This window comes from Polynucleobacter sp. GWA2_45_21 (assembly GCF_001830325.1).
In the GTDB taxonomy this organism is placed as follows: Bacteria; Pseudomonadota; Gammaproteobacteria; order Burkholderiales; family Burkholderiaceae; genus Polynucleobacter.
This window is the reverse complement of sequence record NZ_MHZG01000008.1, coordinates 44,619-61,656: the sequence shown is the minus strand read 5'-3', so window position 1 is coordinate 61,656 and position 17,038 is coordinate 44,619. Positions and strand designations below refer to the sequence as shown.

14 protein-coding genes and 1 tRNA gene are annotated in these 17,038 nt (G+C 46.3%); 2 read left to right on the top strand and 13 right to left on the bottom strand.

Translation table 11 applies throughout. From position 1 onward, the window contains the following. Window positions 1-15: 15 nt before the first annotated feature. The 6 genes from clpX to ispD all read right to left on the bottom strand — a co-directional run bounded on the left by clpX (window position 16) and on the right by ispD (window position 4,911). A complete protein-coding gene (gene clpX / locus A2X74_RS07285; protein ID WP_293625244.1) occupies window positions 16-1,377 on the bottom strand; it encodes an ATP-dependent Clp protease ATP-binding subunit ClpX in 1,362 nt (453 codons plus the stop codon). 26 nt (window positions 1,378-1,403) lie between these two features. Next, the gene (gene clpP / locus A2X74_RS07280) at window positions 1,404-2,033 is read right to left on the bottom strand and encodes an ATP-dependent Clp endopeptidase proteolytic subunit ClpP (RefSeq protein WP_015421102.1); all 630 of its coding nucleotides are present in this window, start codon (window positions 2,031-2,033) and stop codon (window positions 1,404-1,406) included. Window positions 2,034-2,060: 27 nt separating this feature from the next. Further along, complete coding sequence (tig, locus tag A2X74_RS07275; protein ID WP_293625247.1) at window positions 2,061-3,398, bottom strand: trigger factor; 1,338 nt, start codon at window positions 3,396-3,398, stop codon at window positions 2,061-2,063. A 56-nt stretch (window positions 3,399-3,454) separates the two neighbouring features. After that, window positions 3,455-3,541, bottom strand: a tRNA-Leu gene (locus tag A2X74_RS07270). A gap of 81 nt (window positions 3,542-3,622) precedes the next feature. Next, window positions 3,623-4,126, bottom strand: a complete 504-nt coding sequence (gene ispF, locus A2X74_RS07265) for a 2-C-methyl-D-erythritol 2,4-cyclodiphosphate synthase (RefSeq protein WP_293625249.1) — start codon at window positions 4,124-4,126, stop codon at window positions 3,623-3,625. A 26-nt stretch (window positions 4,127-4,152) separates the two neighbouring features. Then, window positions 4,153-4,911 (bottom strand): 2-C-methyl-D-erythritol 4-phosphate cytidylyltransferase, encoded by a 759-nt coding sequence (gene ispD, locus A2X74_RS07260; RefSeq protein WP_293625251.1) that lies wholly within the window; start codon window positions 4,909-4,911, stop codon window positions 4,153-4,155. A 23-nt stretch (window positions 4,912-4,934) separates the two neighbouring features. Here ispD and mfd point away from each other — a divergent pair, with 23 nt between their 5' ends. Beyond that, the gene (gene mfd / locus A2X74_RS07255) at window positions 4,935-8,489 is read left to right on the top strand and encodes a transcription-repair coupling factor (protein WP_293625253.1); all 3,555 of its coding nucleotides are present in this window, start codon (window positions 4,935-4,937) and stop codon (window positions 8,487-8,489) included. 20 nt (window positions 8,490-8,509) lie between these two features. Continuing rightward, window positions 8,510-9,400 carry a phosphoserine phosphatase SerB gene (gene serB / locus A2X74_RS07250; protein WP_293625255.1) on the top strand — a complete coding sequence of 297 codons (891 nt, stop codon included), beginning with the start codon at window positions 8,510-8,512 and terminating at the stop codon, window positions 9,398-9,400. A gap of 39 nt (window positions 9,401-9,439) precedes the next feature. On the opposite strand, the gene A2X74_RS07245 is transcribed toward serB, so the two are convergent. From A2X74_RS07245 to A2X74_RS07215, 7 genes are all read right to left on the bottom strand, one after another. Next, window positions 9,440-10,624 (bottom strand): acetyl-CoA C-acyltransferase family protein, encoded by a 1,185-nt coding sequence (locus tag A2X74_RS07245; protein ID WP_293625257.1) that lies wholly within the window; start codon window positions 10,622-10,624, stop codon window positions 9,440-9,442. A 79-nt stretch (window positions 10,625-10,703) separates the two neighbouring features. After that, on the bottom strand, window positions 10,704-12,062 hold the full coding sequence (gene rimO / locus A2X74_RS07240) for a 30S ribosomal protein S12 methylthiotransferase RimO (RefSeq protein ID WP_293625259.1): 1,359 nt from the start codon (window positions 12,060-12,062) through the stop codon (window positions 10,704-10,706). 2 nt (window positions 12,063-12,064) lie between these two features. Continuing rightward, entirely contained in the window at window positions 12,065-12,625 is a 561-nt protein-coding gene (phaR, locus tag A2X74_RS07235) for a polyhydroxyalkanoate synthesis repressor PhaR (protein WP_293625261.1), read from the bottom strand. A 114-nt stretch (window positions 12,626-12,739) separates the two neighbouring features. Beyond that, entirely contained in the window at window positions 12,740-13,480 is a 741-nt protein-coding gene (locus A2X74_RS07230) for a 3-ketoacyl-ACP reductase (protein WP_015421093.1), read from the bottom strand. Between the two features lie 21 nt (window positions 13,481-13,501). After that, window positions 13,502-15,133, bottom strand: coding sequence for a class I poly(R)-hydroxyalkanoic acid synthase (phaC, locus tag A2X74_RS07225; RefSeq protein WP_293625265.1), 1,632 nt, complete (start codon window positions 15,131-15,133; stop codon window positions 13,502-13,504). 101 nt (window positions 15,134-15,234) lie between these two features. Next, window positions 15,235-16,014, bottom strand: coding sequence for a peptidoglycan editing factor PgeF (pgeF, locus tag A2X74_RS07220; protein WP_293625267.1), 780 nt, complete (start codon window positions 16,012-16,014; stop codon window positions 15,235-15,237). Then, window positions 15,989-17,038 (bottom strand): RluA family pseudouridine synthase, encoded by a 1,050-nt coding sequence (locus A2X74_RS07215; RefSeq protein ID WP_293625269.1) that lies wholly within the window; start codon window positions 17,036-17,038, stop codon window positions 15,989-15,991. The genes pgeF and A2X74_RS07215 overlap by 26 nt, the downstream gene beginning before the upstream one ends.

Here is a 17,038-nt window from a genome sequence, read left to right as displayed (position 1 = left end):
AAAAAAGACTAAAAATTAGGCTTTTTTGCTCATTTCTGTAGATTCGTCACCCTGCTTGTAGACCAGAATGGGCTTTCCGCCCTCAGCGATGGTATTTTCATCGATGACCACCTTTTGAACGTTCTTCAAAGATGGCAGGTCATACATCACATCCATGAGGGATCCCTCAAGAATAGAACGCAGGCCACGTGCACCAGTTTTGCGTGCAATAGCTTTCTTGGCAATCGCTGACAATGCCGCTGGGCGAACTTCAAGCTCAGAGCCTTCCATCGTTAATAAGGCCTGATATTGCTTAACCAAGGCATTCTTAGGCTCGGTCAGGATCTGAATCAAGGCTGTCTCATCCAATTGCGCCAAAGTCGCAACAACTGGCAGACGACCAATTAATTCAGGGATCAGGCCAAACTTAATTAAATCTTCTGGCTCAACTTCAATTAAGAGGTCACTAACGCCGCGATCATCCTTGCCTGGGACCGTAGCATTAAATCCAATGCCAGTCTTGGCAGTGCGCTGCTGAATGACCTTTTCAAGACCGTCAAAAGCGCCGCCACAAATAAACAAAATGTTGGTTGTATCGACTTGCAGGAAATCTTGATTGGGGTGCTTGCGGCCACCTTGGGGTGGCACTGAAGCCATCGTGCCTTCAACCAGCTTCAACAAGGCTTGCTGAACACCCTCACCCGATACGTCACGAGTGATGGATGGGTTATCAGACTTACGCGAGATCTTGTCAATCTCGTCGATATACACAATTCCACGTTGCGCTTTTTCTACGTTGTAGTCGCAAGCTTGCAACAACTTCTGAATAATGTTTTCAACGTCTTCACCAACGTAACCTGCTTCAGTAAGCGTGGTTGCATCAGCCATAACAAATGGCACATCAAGCATACGAGCTAAAGTCTGAGCCAATAAAGTCTTACCAGAACCAGTCGGGCCGATCAGCAAAATATTGCTCTTTGCTAACTCAACGCCATCAACCATCGCTTTGGCAGGAACTTTAGATTCTTTCTTATCAGCAGCTTCTACAGGTTTACCGTCTTTATCAAGCTTCTCTTTTTTAGGCTTTGGTAAATACTGCAAGCGCTTGTAATGGTTATAAACCGCTACCGCTAAAGTCTTTTTCGCATGATCTTGACCAATCACATACTGGTCTAAATTCTCACGGATCTGGTGTGGAGTTGGTAAAGCGTCGTCACCTTCTGTCTTAGGAAGCTTAGCCAGCTCCTCTTGAATGACGTCGGTACATAAATCGATGCACTCATCACAAATGAAAACAGATGGTCCAGCAATCAACTTCTTTACTTCATGTTGGCTCTTGCCACAGAAGGAGCAATACAGAATTTTATCTGTGCTTTTGGTGTTGTTCGTTTCGCTCAAGATAGCAATCTAAGTGTGGGTGTAGATTAAGGACGCTTATCAATGACTTTATCGATCAAGCCATACTCTTGAGCTTGGTCTGCAGACATGAAGTTATCGCGATCAGTATCTTTAGCAATCGTTTCAATCGATTGGCCAGTGCGATCCGCCAAAATCTTATTCAAGCGCTCACGCAAGTACAAAATTTCACGGGCTTGAATTTCAATATCAGAAGCTTGACCACGTGCACCGCCTAATGGTTGATGAATCATCACACGTGAATTCGGTAATGCATAACGCTTACCCTTCTCGCCAGCACATAATAAGAATGCGCCCATGCTCGCAGCCATACCCATACACAGAGTGCTGACGTGTGGCTTGATAAATTGCATTGTGTCGTAGATTGCTAGACCAGCAGATACAGAGCCACCAGGAGAGTTGATGTACAGAGAAATTTCTTTATCTGGGTTCTCGCTCTCAAGAAATAGCAACTGGGCAATCACTAAGTTTGCAGTTTGATCATTTACTTCGCCAACCAAGAACACAACACGTTCTCTTAGTAAGCGAGAGTAAATGTCATAGGCCCTTTCACCTCGACCAGAGGTTTCAATCACCATTGGAACTAAACCCAAACCTTTGGGCTCTAAATTCTCAGACTGGAAATGATTCTGGTTCATGTGATCAGACCTTTATTTGTTAAATACTTAATTGAGCTTGCTGAGTTCTTCGAAAGTAACTGCTTTATCGATCACTTTAGCTTGCGAAGTGAAATACTTAATCACGTTATCTTCTAATACCAAGTTCTCGATATCTTTGAGGCGGCTTGGGTTGCTGTAGAACCAACGCACTACTTCTTTAGGATCTTCGTAAGTAGCAGCTTGCTCATCAATTTCAGCTTTAATTTGATCTGCAGTTGCAGCCAAATTTTGCTGCTTAACCAAGTCGCTCAAAATCAAACCAAGACGAACGCGCTTGAGAGCTTGCTCAGCGAACATTTCAGCAGGAATCGGTGCATCTTTGGCATTTGGAATACCACGTTGCATCAAGTCTTGACGTGCAGACTCAACTAAACGCTCTTGCTCTTGAGCAACCAAAGATTTTGGTGCATCGAGCTCGCAAAGGCTGTTGAGCTTCTCCATTACCTCACCCTTTAACAAGGAGGTAGTGCGACGTTTTGTTTCGCGCTCTAAATTTTCTTTTACTTCTTCACGCATCTTAGCAACGCCACCTTCAGTAACGCCTAAAGATAATGCGAATGCATCATCAATAGCTGGGAGGTGCGCCCAGTTGACTGACTTCACAGTGATAGTGAAGTCTGCAGTCTTGCCGGCTACATCTTTACCGTGGTAATCCGCTGGGAAACTTAATGGGAAAGTCTTGCTCTCACCTGCTTTGAGGCCCAATGTAGCAGCTTCAAATTCGGGGAGCATGCGACCTTCACCAAGAACGTATTCAAAGTTTTCAGCTTTACCGCCAGCAAATTCAACGCCGTCGATCTTGCCAACGAAGTCGATTACAACCTGGTCGCCAGCTTGAGCAGCTGTGTTTGCACCGCCATCACCATGAGCACCAGCTACGCCGCGTGGATGGTAATGAACTTGCTGCTTACGCAATACATCTAATGCACGATCAATCTCTGCATCGGAAATATCTGTTGTGTACTTAGTTACTTCAGCTTTGCTGAAATCGCCAATCTTTACTTCTGGCAGTACTTCAAAGTAAGCATCAAACACAATTTTGTCTGCATCTAATTCTGATTTAGGATCGAGACGTGGTTGGCCAGCCAGAAGGATGTTTTCCTTTTTAGCCAACTCAAAGAAGAGCTCTGTAGCTTTATCAAACTGAAGCTCGAAATCCACTTGCATACCGTATTGTTTTTCGACCATGTTCTTAGGCACTTTGCCTGGACGGAAGCCTGGGGCCTTCATGGTCTTACCCAATTTAGCCAATTGGGTTTCTCTTGCCTTAGCCAAATCGGCACGAGCGAACTCTAAGGTCACTTTGCGGTCTAACTGACCTAAATTTTCTATCTGCACAGCCATTCTCGTCTCTTAATTGAAAATCGGATATGTGAAGCCCAAGCCAAGTAGCAAACTTGTGGTGCGAGGAGGGGGACTCGAACCCCCACACCATTTCTGGCGTCAGGACCTAAACCTGGTGCGTCTACCAATTTCGCCATCCTCGCGCGAATTCCGCAAACACTACCGAGCTGAAGCTTCACTCTAAAGACCGTAATTCTACAATGCTTAGCGGTTTTGGAGGATATTTAGGCCTTATAGACCAAAGCCACCGCATGGACTGCAATGCCCTCTCCTCTGCCTAAGTGCCCAAGGGATTCATTCGTTTTGGCCTTGAGATTGACATGGCTTGGTGTAACAGCCAAATCCGCCGCAATATTGCGGACCATCTCAGGCAAAAAGGTGGCTAATTTGGGCTTTTGGCAAATAATCGTCGCATCGACATTGCCTACCTGAAACCCAGCAGCCTGAATCTTCTGAAGCGCAGCTCTGAGCAAAATACGGCTATCCATATCCTTAAATTGAGGATCGGTATCTGGAAATAACTGGCCAATATCGTTCAGGCCTGCAGCCCCTAGTAGCGCATCAGTTAAGGCATGCAACAAAGCATCTGCATCGGAATGGCCTAGTAAACCTTTATTGTTGGGGACGTGCACACCACCCAAGATGAGTTTTCGACCCTCAACTAAAGCATGAACGTCATAACCTTGGCCAATTCGGAATTGAGGAATTTGGGGAGCGTTTGAAGTCATTAATTGTCGTTATAGGTTCTGAGGACTTATTTGCTGCTTGCCTGCAAAATAGTTTGCATCAAATCCCAATCTGCTGGGTGGGTTACTTTGAAGTTGCGAGTGGCACCCTCTATTAATAAGGGGCTGGAGCCAGAGAGCTCCATTGCACTTGCCTCATCGGTAATATCGGCCTCTAGTCGTATGCCCTCCTCAATTGCATCATGCAGGTGCTTTAAACCAAACATCTGAGGGGTTTGAGCTTGCCAAAGATGATCTCGAGAAATCGTCTTCATCGCCCTATTGGGATTGCCAGCAATTGCTGAATTGGCATCGGCCATCTTTAGGGTATCTGCAAGAGGCATCGCCAAAAGGCCGCCCTCACCAGCTTGAGTTACAGCGTGAATCAACTTCTGAATGAGTTCAGGAGAAATTCCAGGTCTTGCAGCATCATGGACTAAGACCCAGTCATTTTCGGGAACGCCTGCCTTGAGCATAGCTGCTAGAGTATTTCTGACGGTTTCTTGACGAGTTGGGCCACCGCTTGGAAGAAATTGAATAGATGCAGATTTGCTGGAAAGTGAACTCAGGATGGGATTATCAATAAAGCCTGGGCTGACCCCCACCCAAATAGAGGCAATCTCTGGGGTAGCAGCAAAGGCATTTAAGGCATAGGCCAGCATAGGTTGACCTGCCAACTCCTGAAACTGTTTTGGTAGAGCCCCACCAAGCCTTGATCCAGTGCCAGCCGTTGGTAATACAGCGTGGCATTGCGGTAAAGATTGAGGGGATGGGTTTCCAGCGTGCATACCTGATTCTATAATGAGCTTCGATGTCTGATGCATTAAAACTAGCACCCCCCATACCTGCACCGCGGGCTGGGCAGCGCTTTACCTTTTCAGGCCTAGTAGGCTCTTCAGATGCAGCCTTAATTGCCCAATCAGCCCTACGTTATCGATCTGAATTCTCAGTCATGGTGATCTTCTGTGCACAGGCACAGGAAGCGCAGCGTCTCTTGGAAGAAATCCCGGCTTTTGCGCCGCAACTCAAAACACGCCTTCTCCCCGACTGGGAAATCCTGCCTTATGACCACTTCTCACCACATCAGGATTTGGTCTCAGAACGTTTAGCCACGCTTTATGAATTACTCAACGGCAGTTGCGACATTGTCTTAGTACCCATCACCACTGCGCTACAAAGATTAGGACCACCGAATTTCTTATCGGGCCACACCTTCTTTTTTAGGCAAGGTGACAAGCTCAATGAGGCTGCCCTGAAACTTCAGTTACAACAAGCTGGTTATGACCCCGTTAGCTCAGTCATGCGTCCCGGTGAATACAGCATTCGCGGTGGCTTGATTGATTTATTTCCGATGGGCTCAAGCCTGCCTTATCGCCTAGATCTCTTTGGTGATGAGATCGAGCAAATTCGAGCTTTTGATCCCGACACCCAGCGCAGCCTCTATCCCGTCAAAGGGGTTCGGCTATTACCGGGGCATGAGTTTCCATTTGATGATGCTTCACGTACCGCCTTCCGTGGTAGATGGCGCGAAGTGTTTGAGGGCGATCCAACACGTTGTTCAATTTATAAAGATGCCAACCTCGGAATCCCTAGCGCTGGCATCGAATCCTACCTACCCCTCTTCTTCGAAGAGTCTTCTACCGTCTTTGATTACTTCCCTCGCTCTGGGGATCCAGTCTGGCTAGTCAGTATTGGCGACGTTGAAGAATCCATCAAGAGCTTTTGGAAAGACACACTTTCTAGATATGAGTTCTTAAAACATGATCTTGATCGCCCCATTCTTCCGCCGGCAGACTTATTCCTAGATGTCGATCAATTCTTTACGGCGCTCAAGCCTAATGCGCGTTTGGCATTAGAGAAAGAGGTGGATAAAGAAGCAAAAGAATCACCACAATTTTTAGCCGTACCGGATTTAGCGGTACATCGCCGTGATGCTGACCCAATTAATCGACTACGCGCTTTAGTTGCTCAAGAAAAAGTTCGCGTACTTATTTGTAGTGATAGCAATGGCCGCAAAGAATCGATTCGCCAACTCTTTGAAGAAAGTAATTCAGTTGCTGGGCAGAATGGCAAACCACTCTACCCATTAAAGCCAGAAGGCTTTGAAGGTATTGCTGATTTCATTAAGAGCGATTCACTTTTTGGATTGGTCACGGCCCAACTCTTTAATGGATTTACTTGGCCAGCTGAAAACCTCATCGTTGTTACTGAAGCAGAGCTCTTTACCACCACGGCCCGTCAACGACGCAAAGGCAAAGAAAGTGAGAGCGCCGATCCGGATATGCTCTTTAAGGATTTATCCGAGCTCAAGATTGGTGATCCTGTAGTGCATTCTGATCATGGTATTGGTCGCTACCAAGGTTTAGTTCTCCTCAATTTAGCGCCACCAAAAGAAGAGCCTATTTTTGAAGAGTTCTTGCATTTGGTTTACGCCAAAGATGCGACTCTATATGTACCAGTACAACAGCTACAAATGGTCACCCGTTATGCAGGCTCCGATCCTGACTCAGCACCATTACATCAACTGGGTTCTGGTCAGTGGGACAAAGCAAGGCGTAAAGCTGCGCAACAAATTCGAGATACCGCCGCAGAACTATTGAGCCTTTATGCAGCAAGAGCGATTCGCAAAGGTCATGCCTTTGAATTCTCAGCCCATGATTACGCTGCTTTTGCCGAAAGCTTTGGTTTCGAAGAAACACCGGATCAGGCCAACGCCATTGCTGCAGTCATTGGCGATATGACTAGCGGCACACCGATGGATAGACTGGTATGTGGTGATGTGGGCTTTGGCAAGACCGAGGTTGCTCTACGCGCCAGCTTTGTTGCAGTGATGGGTGGCAAGCAAGTAGCCATCTTGGCTCCAACCACTCTTCTTGCTGAGCAGCACGTCGCCACCTGGAAAGATCGCTTTGCCGATTGGCCGGTGCGCATTGTTGAGCTCTCGCGCTTTAAAACCACTAAAGAAATTAATGCTGCATTAGAAGCAATTGCTAAGGGTGAAGCCGACATCATCATTGGTACACATAAGCTGCTATCAAAAGAAACCCAGTTTGCTAATTTAGGTTTAGTAATCGCGGATGAAGAGCATCGCTTTGGTGTACGTCAGAAGGATGCGCTAAAGGCATTGCGCGCTGAAGTGGATATCCTGACTCTGACTGCCACACCTATTCCAAGAACTCTAGGCATGGCGATGGAAGGTTTGCGAGAGTTTTCTATTATCGCTACCGCACCTCAGAAGCGCTTAGCTATCAAAACCTTTGTGCGTCGTGAGGGTGATGGCGTTATTCGTGAGGCTGTGCTTCGTGAGATTAAGCGTGGTGGACAGGTCTATTTCTTGCATAACGAAGTTGAAACTATTCAGAACCGTAAGCATGCTTTACAAGAACTCATTCCGGAAGCACGCATTAGCGTAGCGCACGGCCAAATGCATGAGCGTGAATTGGAATCCGTCATGCGTGAGTTTGTGACTCAGCGAACCAACATCCTATTATGCACCACCATTATTGAAACCGGTATTGACGTTCCCACTGCCAATACCATCATCATGCATCGCGCGGATAAGTTTGGCTTGGCGCAATTACACCAATTACGTGGTCGCGTTGGACGATCTCATCACCAGGCATATGCATACCTCCTAGTGCCAGATCCTGAGGCACTGAGCAAGCAAGCCCAATTGCGTTTAAATGCAATTCAGGCAATGGAAGAATTGGGCTCAGGCTTCTATTTAGCAATGCATGATTTAGAGATTCGGGGAGCTGGCGAAGTATTAGGCGATAAGCAGTCTGGTGAAATTCATGAAATTGGATTCCAGTTGTATACCGAAATGCTTAATCGAGCTGTTAAGTCTCTACGTAGCGGCAAAGAACCCGATCTCCTCTCGCCGCTTCAAGCAACAACTGATGTCAACCTTGGTGTGCCCGCCCTATTCCCAAATGACTACTGCCCCGATGTCCATGAGCGCCTCTCCATGTACAAGCGTTTCGCTGGCACCCATGATTTCTCCGAACTCATGGGATTGCGTGAAGAGCTGGTAGATCGCTATGGCGATTTGCCTGACCAAGCTAAATCCCTCTATGAAACCCATCGCTTGCGTTTAGAGATGGCAGGATTTGGCATTAAAAAGATTGATGCCAGCCCAAGCTCAATTCAGATTCAATTTATTCCCAATCCCCCAATTGACCCGATGAAGATCATTCATCTGATTCAGTCATCTAAGTACATACAACTCAACGGGCAAGATAAGCTAAAAATTCTCCCCCAAAAAGAGAAGGATTTTGAGAAACTAGAGCAACGTCTAGACCAAATCCGGAAAATTCTCAGAAGTCTCAATGAATCCGCTGTGCTCAATACTGCTCAAGTTAACTAATTGCCGATTACTTATCACCCATGTCTAGCCACCTCACTCTTGTAGCACTTGCTAATACTCCAATCCCACTAGATTTGAATGCTGCATTAAGTGCGCATGCAAAAGTTCTGGGGCTAGAGCTTTCTCAGCTCGCATTACACTCATCACCATCGAAATATTTCACTGCCCGTTGGACTTGCTCTCAAAACTTATTGCCTGAGGCAAGAGTTGCAATGCGCGATATCGCTGCTAAGTACGACACGGATTTAGCTTTTCTTTCCCCGGGATTTAAAGCTGATGCGGTAAAAGTGCTGGCCATGGATATGGACTCAACACTCATTAATATTGAGTGCATTGATGAGATTGCGGATTTCACCGGTAAAAAAGCTGCGGTCTCAGAAATCACTGAAGCCACTATGCGCGGAGAAATTAAGGACTTTCAAGAAAGTTTGCGCAGACGCGTAGCCCTTCTAGAGGGTGTATCTGCTGATGTACTGGAGTCGGTCTACCGGGAACGTTTGCGTCCTAACCCTGGAGCCGCTGAATTACTAGCCGGAGCTAACGCTAGAGGTTTGTATACCCTACTAGTTTCTGGAGGTTTCACTTTTTTTACCCAAAAGCTCCAACAGGAATTGGGCTTTAAACAAACTCAAGCCAACACTTTGGAAATTGTTGACGGCAAGCTCACCGGTAAAGTGATTGGCGATATTGTTGATGGTGCAGCAAAGAATACTTATCTTGAGCAAGCCTGCGCAATGATGAATTGTCATAAGCAGAACTCCATCACCATGGGTGATGGATCAAACGATCTACCCATGATGCATGGCTCAGGCATCAGTATTGCCTATCGAGCAAAACCCATTGTCAAAGAAAAAGCCGACGCGGCTTTTGACCGAGTCGGCTTGGATGCTGCTTTACTGCTGATCGCCTAAGTCACTTGAATTTAGGCTTGAGCAGTGAATGAACGTTGATTAGAGACGCTCAAAAATAGTTGCGATGCCTTGACCACCACCAATACACATTGTGACCAAAGCATATTTGCCTTGAACACGATGTAATTCATGGATAGCTTTAGTAGCAATTGCTGCACCAGAACAACCGATTGGGTGGCCTAATGCAATTGCTCCACCATTGACGTTGGTCTTAGCTGGGTCTAGGCCCAAACCTTTAGTAACAGCCAAAGCTTGTGCAGCAAAAGCCTCATTAGATTCGATCACATCGATTTGATCTAATTTCAGGCCGGCGCGCTCAAGAGCAATCTTGGTTGCTGGAATAGGACCTTCGCCCATGATGTGGTTCGGCACGCCAGCAACAGCATAAGAAACTAAACGAGCGATTGGCTTATGACCAGCCTTCTTAGCCGTTTCAGCGTCAGCCAATACAAAGAATGCAGCGCCATCATTAATGCCTGATGCATTACCTGCAGTAACGCTACCGCCCTCTTTTTTGAAGACTGCTTTCATCTTCGCCAAAGTTTCCATAGTGGTATCTGGCTTCACATGCTCATCGGTATCAAATACCACATCACCCTTACGGGTCTTGATGGTAATAGGGACGATTTGAGATTTAAAGCGACCTTCTTTAATTGCATTAGCTGCGCGACGATGTGACTCAACAGCAAGCGCATCCTGCTCTTCACGAGTTAGCTTCCATTTCTCAACGAGGTTCTCTGCAGTAACACCCATATGTCCAACACCAAATGGATCGGTCAAAACAGAAACCATCAAGTCAATCATTTTGGTATCGCCCATGCGAGCACCGCTGCGCATTGCTGGTGAACCGTACATACCGCGTGACATTACCTCAACACCACCACCGATACCGTAATCGCAGTCACCCAACATAATTTGTTGAGCAGTTGTCACAATCGCTTGTAAACCTGAACTGCATAAACGATTCAAGGCCATCGCAACAGATTCCATTGGCAAGCCAGCCTGAATGGAAGCAACGCGTGCAACATAGGCATAACGGTTGTCCGTAGGGATGGTATTACCAACAGTAACGTAATTAATTAGGGATGGATCTACTCCAGATCGCGCTACCGCCTCTTTCATCACCATACCGCCGAGCTCTGATGGCTCAAGGCTACTCAGTGATCCATTAAAAGTACCAATTGCTGAACGTACAGCACTCAAAACGACGACATCACGACTCATATCAATCCCCTTTACGGTGCCTAAAAAGGCAAAATATTGACCCTAACAATAGGCCAAAACACTATTTTTATTCTAATAGTCAAGTTTCTGCTATTAGGTCATGCCCTTGGGGGCTAATAACCGTGACTTTGATGATTTCACCGGCACGATAGCGCTTAGAGGGCTTATTAGGAGGCAAAACCCTCACCAAACCATCAATTTCAGGGGCATCACCGATGGTTCGGCCAATTCCACCGGATTCATCTACGCGGTCAATAATGACTTGAATACGCTTGCCTACTTTTTTAGCAAGTCGTTTAGTGGAGATTTCTTCAGCTTTTGCCATAAAACGAGCGCGGCGATCTTCGCGCATAGCATCTGGAACTGGGTTATCCAAAGCATTGGCTGTTGCACCATCGACTGGTGAATAGGCAAAGCACCCGGCACGATCAATTTGAGCCTCATCCAAGAAATTCAGGAGATATTCAAACTCTTCTTCAGTCTCGCCCGGGAAGCCTGCAATAAAAGTACTGCGAATGACTAAATCTGGGCATGCAGCTCGCCATGCTTGTATACGCTCTAAATTCTTTTCTCCACTTGCAGGACGCTTCATGCGTTTGAGAACATCTGGGTGCGCGTGCTGCAAGGGAATATCTAGATAAGGCAGCACACCAAAGCCATGATCAGAAAACTCTGCCATTAAGGGCAGAACATCATCTACATGCGGATAGGGATAGACATAATGTAGGCGAACCCAAGCTTGATGCTCTCTGGCAATTTGATTTAAAGCATTTACTAAATCAAACATACGAGTCTTAACAGGTTTCCCATCCCAAAAACCAGTGCGATATTGAATATCAACACCATAGGCGCTTGTGTCCTGTGAAACAACTAATAGCTCTTTTACGCCGGATTCAAATAATTTTTTGGCCTCAAGCAGCACTTCACCAATGGGGCGTGACACAAGGTCACCACGCAAACTAGGAATGATGCAGAAGGTACAACGGTGATTGCATCCCTCAGAAATCTTCAGATACGCATAATGCTTTGGCGTGAGCTTCACACCAATCGGTGGCAGTAAATCAGTAAAGGGATCATGTGGTTTTGGCAGGTGCAAATGAATAGCCTGCATCACCTCTTGGGTGGCGTGAGGCCCGGTTACTGCAAGGACTTTAGGATGAATGCTCTGAATGAGGTCGCTACCATCTGCATTTTTACGAGCACCCAAGCAACCAGTAACAATAACTTTGCCATTTTCTGATAAAGCTTCGCCAATCGCGGCAAGGCTCTCCTCAACAGCAGAATCAATAAAGCCACAGGTATTCACGACAACGAGATCGGCGCCCGAATAATCCTTGGCAGTCTCGTAACCCTCAGCGCTTAATTGAGTGAGGATGAGTTCAGAATCAACCAATGCCTTGGGGCATCCCAAGGAAACAAAACCAACTTTACCCGCCACAACTATTCTTTTTCTGTCTTATTAGGCTGACCTGGAAATGGGAAGCCACTAAATATCGTTGGGGAGTTTTGCATTTGCTCTTGCATCTTCACAAATAGATCCTTGCTCTGCTCCATATAGTTACCCATTAAGCCTTGCATCATTGGGTTTTGCAAATTCATCATCTTGGCCCATGCTTCAGGTGTGCTACCTGCGCCTAAGCCCTGGGTTTGATCACCAAGCTTATTGTGAATGTCCACAAAAGACTGCATGGTTTTTTCAAGATAGCTACCCATCAAACCTTGCATGGAATTTCCATAGAAACGAATGATTTGAGAAAGCATTTGAGTAGAAAATACCGGCGCGCCGCCAGCCTCTTCTTCCAAAATAATTTGCAGCAAGATATTGCGTGTTAAATCATCTTCAGTTTTTGCATCAACAACGCTAAACGCATCGCCTGCCATGACTAAATTTTTGATATCTGCCAGCGTGACATAAGTGCTGGTTTGGGTGTCATATAAACGACGATTGGGGTACTTCTTGATCAAGCGGCTATCGCCGGGTTTTTTGGAACGTGTGGCCATGTATTTTTCCTAACTCTCATTACTGCAATGCAACATCGACATAGTTTATCCCTAGTTTGACCTAAAGGTAAATATGCCGATGAGCAGACCACTAAAACTGCATTTTTGACGGGTTTAACCTGTATGCAGGCCACCATTTAAGGAGAAGTCAGCGCCAGTTGCGTAGCCGCCATCATCAGAGGCAATCCAGCAGCAAATTGACGCAATCTCTTCTGGGGTACCCAAGCGCTTCACTGGAACGCCAGCAACAATCTTCTCTAGGACATCCTCACGAATAGCCTTCACCATGTCTGTGCCGATATAACCAGGAGAAACTGTATTTACAGTCACCCCTTTAGAGGCTAACTCTTGTGACAAGGCCATCGTAAATCCATGCAAGCCCGCTTTTGCAGTGGAGTAGTTTGATTGACCAAACTGACCCTTTTGACCATTAACAGAAGAAATATTAATGATGCGACCCCAGCCGTTATCAGCCATACCATCAACCACTTGCTTAGTTACATTGAACAAAGAATTGAGGTTGGTATCAATCACCGCTTTCCACTGCTCAGGAGTCATTTTGCGGAATACGCTGTCCTTAGTAATACCGGCGTTATTCACTAGAACGTCAACACGACCTACTTCAGCTTTAACCTTATCAAAGGCAGCAACAGTGCTATCCCAGTCTGAAACGTTACCTTCAGAAGCGATGAAGTCGTAACCCAAAGCCTTCTGTTCGCCAAGCCAGCGATCCTTACGTGGGGAATTAGGTCCGCAACCAGCGATGACCTTAAAGCCATCCTTAGCGAGTCGCTGACAAATAGCTGTACCAATGCCACCCATACCACCAGTGACGTATGCAATTTTTTGAGACATGATTACCCCCTTATGAAAATATTAATTAGCAGCGGATACTTTTTCTTTCACGTACTTACCAGGCGCCGCTTCTAGTTTTTTGTACTGTGCATTACCAAACGTTTTGCTGGCTTTAATTTTCTTGCCACCAAACTGTTCTAACCATTTAGCGTAGTTGGGCCACCAACTACCCTTGATATCTTTTGCTGCAGCCAACCACTCATCTGCTGTCTTAGCCAACTTATTGTTTTCAAAATAATGGCGCTTGTTTTTTGCTGGTGGATTAATTACGCCAGCAATATGTCCAGAGGCACCCAAAACAAAACGGTTCTTACCCTTCAAAATACGGGTAGATTCATAAGCAGATTTCCACGGAACAATATGGTCATCATGCGAAGCGTAGATATAGGCTGGGACAGCAATCTTACCTAGATCAACCTTTTCACCGCAAACGGTGAGCTTGCCTGGTTTAATTAATTCATTTTGTAAATAAGTGTGGCGCAGGTACCAGCAATACATTGGGCCAGGTAAATTGGTTGAATCACCATTCCAATAGAGCAAATCAAATGGTGGCGGTGAATTGCCCTTTAGGTAATTCTCGACAACATAGTTCCACACCAAATCATTTGGACGCAAGAATGAGAATGTATTCCCTAGATCCAAACCAGACATCATTCCAAAGTGACCGCCCTCTCCACCAATGGTGGTCTCGCGCAACTTGACCATGCCCTCGTCGATGAACACATCCAGAATTCCGGTGTCCGTGAAATCCAATAAGGTGGTGAGCAAGGTTAGGCTAGCAACATAATCTTTTTTGCGTGCAGCTAAGACGGCCAAAGCTGTTGAAGTTAAAGTTCCGCCAACACAAAAGCCGAGAACATTAATCTGATCCGTAGCGCCGATGTCCCTAACCACCTCAATCGCCTTGATAACGCCATCGCCAACATAGTCATCCCAAGTCACTTTCGACATAGATGCGTCGGGGTTTTTCCAGGAGACCAAGAAAACAGTGTGGCCCTGCTCCACCATATAACGAACCACGGAGTTATCTGGTTGCAAATCCAAAATATAGTATTTATTAATGCAAGGTGGCACCATTAAGTATGGGCGCTCATACACTGTTTCGGTCAATGGTGTGTACTGAATTAACTCAAAAAGATCATTACGGAATACCACCTGGCCTTCGCTAGTTGCAATATTTTTGCCAACCTCAAAGGCGCTTTCATCAGTCAGTGAAACCTTACCCTTTTTCAAATCACCCAACAAATTCACTATTCCATTTTGAATAGACTGGCCCTGAGAGCTAATAATATTTTCAAGAACTTCAGGATTGGTTGCAATAAAGTTTGACGGTGATAAAGCGTCAATCATTTGCTCTGTAGTGAACAAAATTTTAGTCTTCGTCTTTTCATCTGCATCAACAGCTTTTGCAAGTGCAAGCAAATGTTTTGAATTCAATAAGTAAGTTGCAGCAATCATCTTGCTCCAGGATGAATGCCAAGCCTTACCAGAGAAGCGACGATCTTTTACTTCAATTGCTTCGGGATTGGTTGCTAGATGGGCAAACTCAGTGAAGTATTCCTTTTGAATTTCCGCCAAGCGTTCCGGGGGAATTAAGGCCATATGGTGTGGAGCCAATGAAGGCGCAACACCTGTATTCATACCTGCAAACATATTGATCTCGTAAAGTTATTGAGATCATTCTCCATCTATCAGGCTGGAAGGGTTATACGCACTAACCCTAGCTCTAGAGCTAATCTAGTGATAACCCCAAGTTATGCATTGTCAGATATCCAAATCAGGGAGGCAAATCGCCCCGTCTGCTTATCTCGACGATAGGAAAAGAAATTTGCGGAATCCCTGAAAGTACAAAAGTCACCGCCATCAATCTGTTCAATACCAATTGAACGCAAGCGATCCTGAGCAAGGAGGTACAAATTGGCTAAATACTTTCCAGGGCTTCCGGCAATAGGCTTAAATGCCTCTGACAAGACATCTTGGCTGTGACTGGAAAATGCCTCTAATACATCTTCCCCAACTTCGAATGCAGTAGGTCCAATTGCAGGACCCATCCACACTGCAATATCTTTTGGCTGGAGGTTCGGGGATAAATGACGCATCTCTTGAATGGTATTTTCTAGAACCCCACTACTGAGGCCACGCCAACCAGCATGTGCTGCCCCGATGACATCAGCGCCCTTGCTCGCAAACAATACTGGCATGCAATCAGCCGTCAGAATAGCTAGAACCTCATTTGGAATATTGGTAACAGAGGCATCTGCCTCAAATGGTCCATTAAGCAAAGCATTTCTTGAAGCTGGAGTACTGACTGTGGCGCCATGAATCTGCTTAAGCCAAGCTGGCTCGGCAGGAAGGCGTGATCGTAAGGCTCTGCGGTTTTGCAGTACATCCCCCAAATCATCGCCTGCATTCAATCCGAGATTGAGACTACTAAATGGAGGTTTACTAACCCCACCCTCCCGTGTTGTGCAAAAAGCATGAACTTGCTTTGGCGCAAGCCAAGTTGGCTCAATCTGCTGAATTTCGCTGATCATTTTTAATGGATGCCATTAAGGCATCTTCTTTAGGCAGGTCCGCCTCACTCACTCCAACCAAAGGGAGCAAACCCATGAAATCCTGAGGAGGCAATCTAAACCAGGTCATCACATCCTGAGTCGATGGATGCTGCAAACTAAGAGCATAAGCATGTAGAGCTTGACGACTGAAAGGGAGTGTTTTGGCTGCACCAGGTGTTCTTTTGCGATAAACCGGATCGCCTAGGAGTGGAAAACCCAGGGATTCGAGGTGAACCCGTATTTGATGGGTGCGGCCAGTTTCAAGACGACACTCCAATAAAGCAACAGGGCTTTCTATAAATACCCCTTTGGCCAAACGTCGGAACAAGGTTGCGGCCGGCTTACCTTGGGCGGAGCCAGCAGCCATTTTGAGGCGGTCACGCTGATCACGACCTACGGTTGCCAGCACTTTGCCCTGGGAAGGCGCATCACCCCAAACTAGAGAAAAGTAGCGGCGTCCAACAGTTCTCTCTTGTAGCTGCCTTACTAATGAGGTTTGGGCGATATCCGTCCGTGCTACGACCATCAGTCCAGATGTATCTTTATCTAGGCGATGGACGATTCCTGCCCTTGGGAGGTTTTTTAGCTCAGGAAAACGATGCAAGAGGCCATTTAATAGGGTCCCGGTCCAATTTCCGGCGGCTGGATGAACAACCAGTCCAGCGGGCTTATTCAGGACGATGATGGAGTCATCTTCATAGACAATATCAAGGGAGATATCTTCTGGGGCGAAGGCAAATTGCTCGGGCATTTCTTGTGGAAACACCTTAATACTCTCACTTCCCCGCAGCAAATGGCGCACTTTGGTGACTTTTCCATCCACCGTAACCGCCCCAGCCTCAACCCACGCTTTGAGGCGATTGCGGGAATAATCAGGTAAAGCTCCTCCAAGAAACTTATCCAAACGCTCCCCGCTGACCTCAGCAGGAACTTCTAGGGCTATGAAATCCTCATCATCGATATAATCAATGGGATTCGAATCGGGAGTATGCGGCAATGCCAC

What these genes read in the sequence shown, in the direction of transcription:
- ispF (WP_293625249.1), bottom strand. Translation starts at nt 4,126, where the DNA reads ATGACTTCAAACGCTCCCCAAATTCCTCAATTCCGAATTGGCCAAGGT.
- serB (WP_293625255.1), top strand. Translation starts at nt 8,510, where the DNA reads ATGTCTAGCCACCTCACTCTTGTAGCACTTGCTAATACTCCAATCCCA.
- A2X74_RS07230 (WP_015421093.1), bottom strand. Translation starts at nt 13,480, where the DNA reads ATGTCTCAAAAAATTGCATACGTCACTGGTGGTATGGGTGGCATTGGT.
- pgeF (WP_293625267.1), bottom strand. Translation starts at nt 16,014, where the DNA reads ATGATCAGCGAAATTCAGCAGATTGAGCCAACTTGGCTTGCGCCAAAG.
- phaC (WP_293625265.1), bottom strand. Translation starts at nt 15,133, where the DNA reads ATGTTTGCAGGTATGAATACAGGTGTTGCGCCTTCATTGGCTCCACAC.
- clpP (WP_015421102.1), bottom strand. Translation starts at nt 2,033, where the DNA reads ATGAACCAGAATCATTTCCAGTCTGAGAATTTAGAGCCCAAAGGTTTG.
- mfd (WP_293625253.1), top strand. Translation starts at nt 4,935, where the DNA reads ATGTCTGATGCATTAAAACTAGCACCCCCCATACCTGCACCGCGGGCT.
- ispD (WP_293625251.1), bottom strand. Translation starts at nt 4,911, where the DNA reads ATGCACGCTGGAAACCCATCCCCTCAATCTTTACCGCAATGCCACGCT.
- tig (WP_293625247.1), bottom strand. Translation starts at nt 3,398, where the DNA reads ATGGCTGTGCAGATAGAAAATTTAGGTCAGTTAGACCGCAAAGTGACC.
- A2X74_RS07245 (WP_293625257.1), bottom strand. Translation starts at nt 10,624, where the DNA reads ATGAGTCGTGATGTCGTCGTTTTGAGTGCTGTACGTTCAGCAATTGGT.
- phaR (WP_293625261.1), bottom strand. Translation starts at nt 12,625, where the DNA reads ATGGCCACACGTTCCAAAAAACCCGGCGATAGCCGCTTGATCAAGAAG.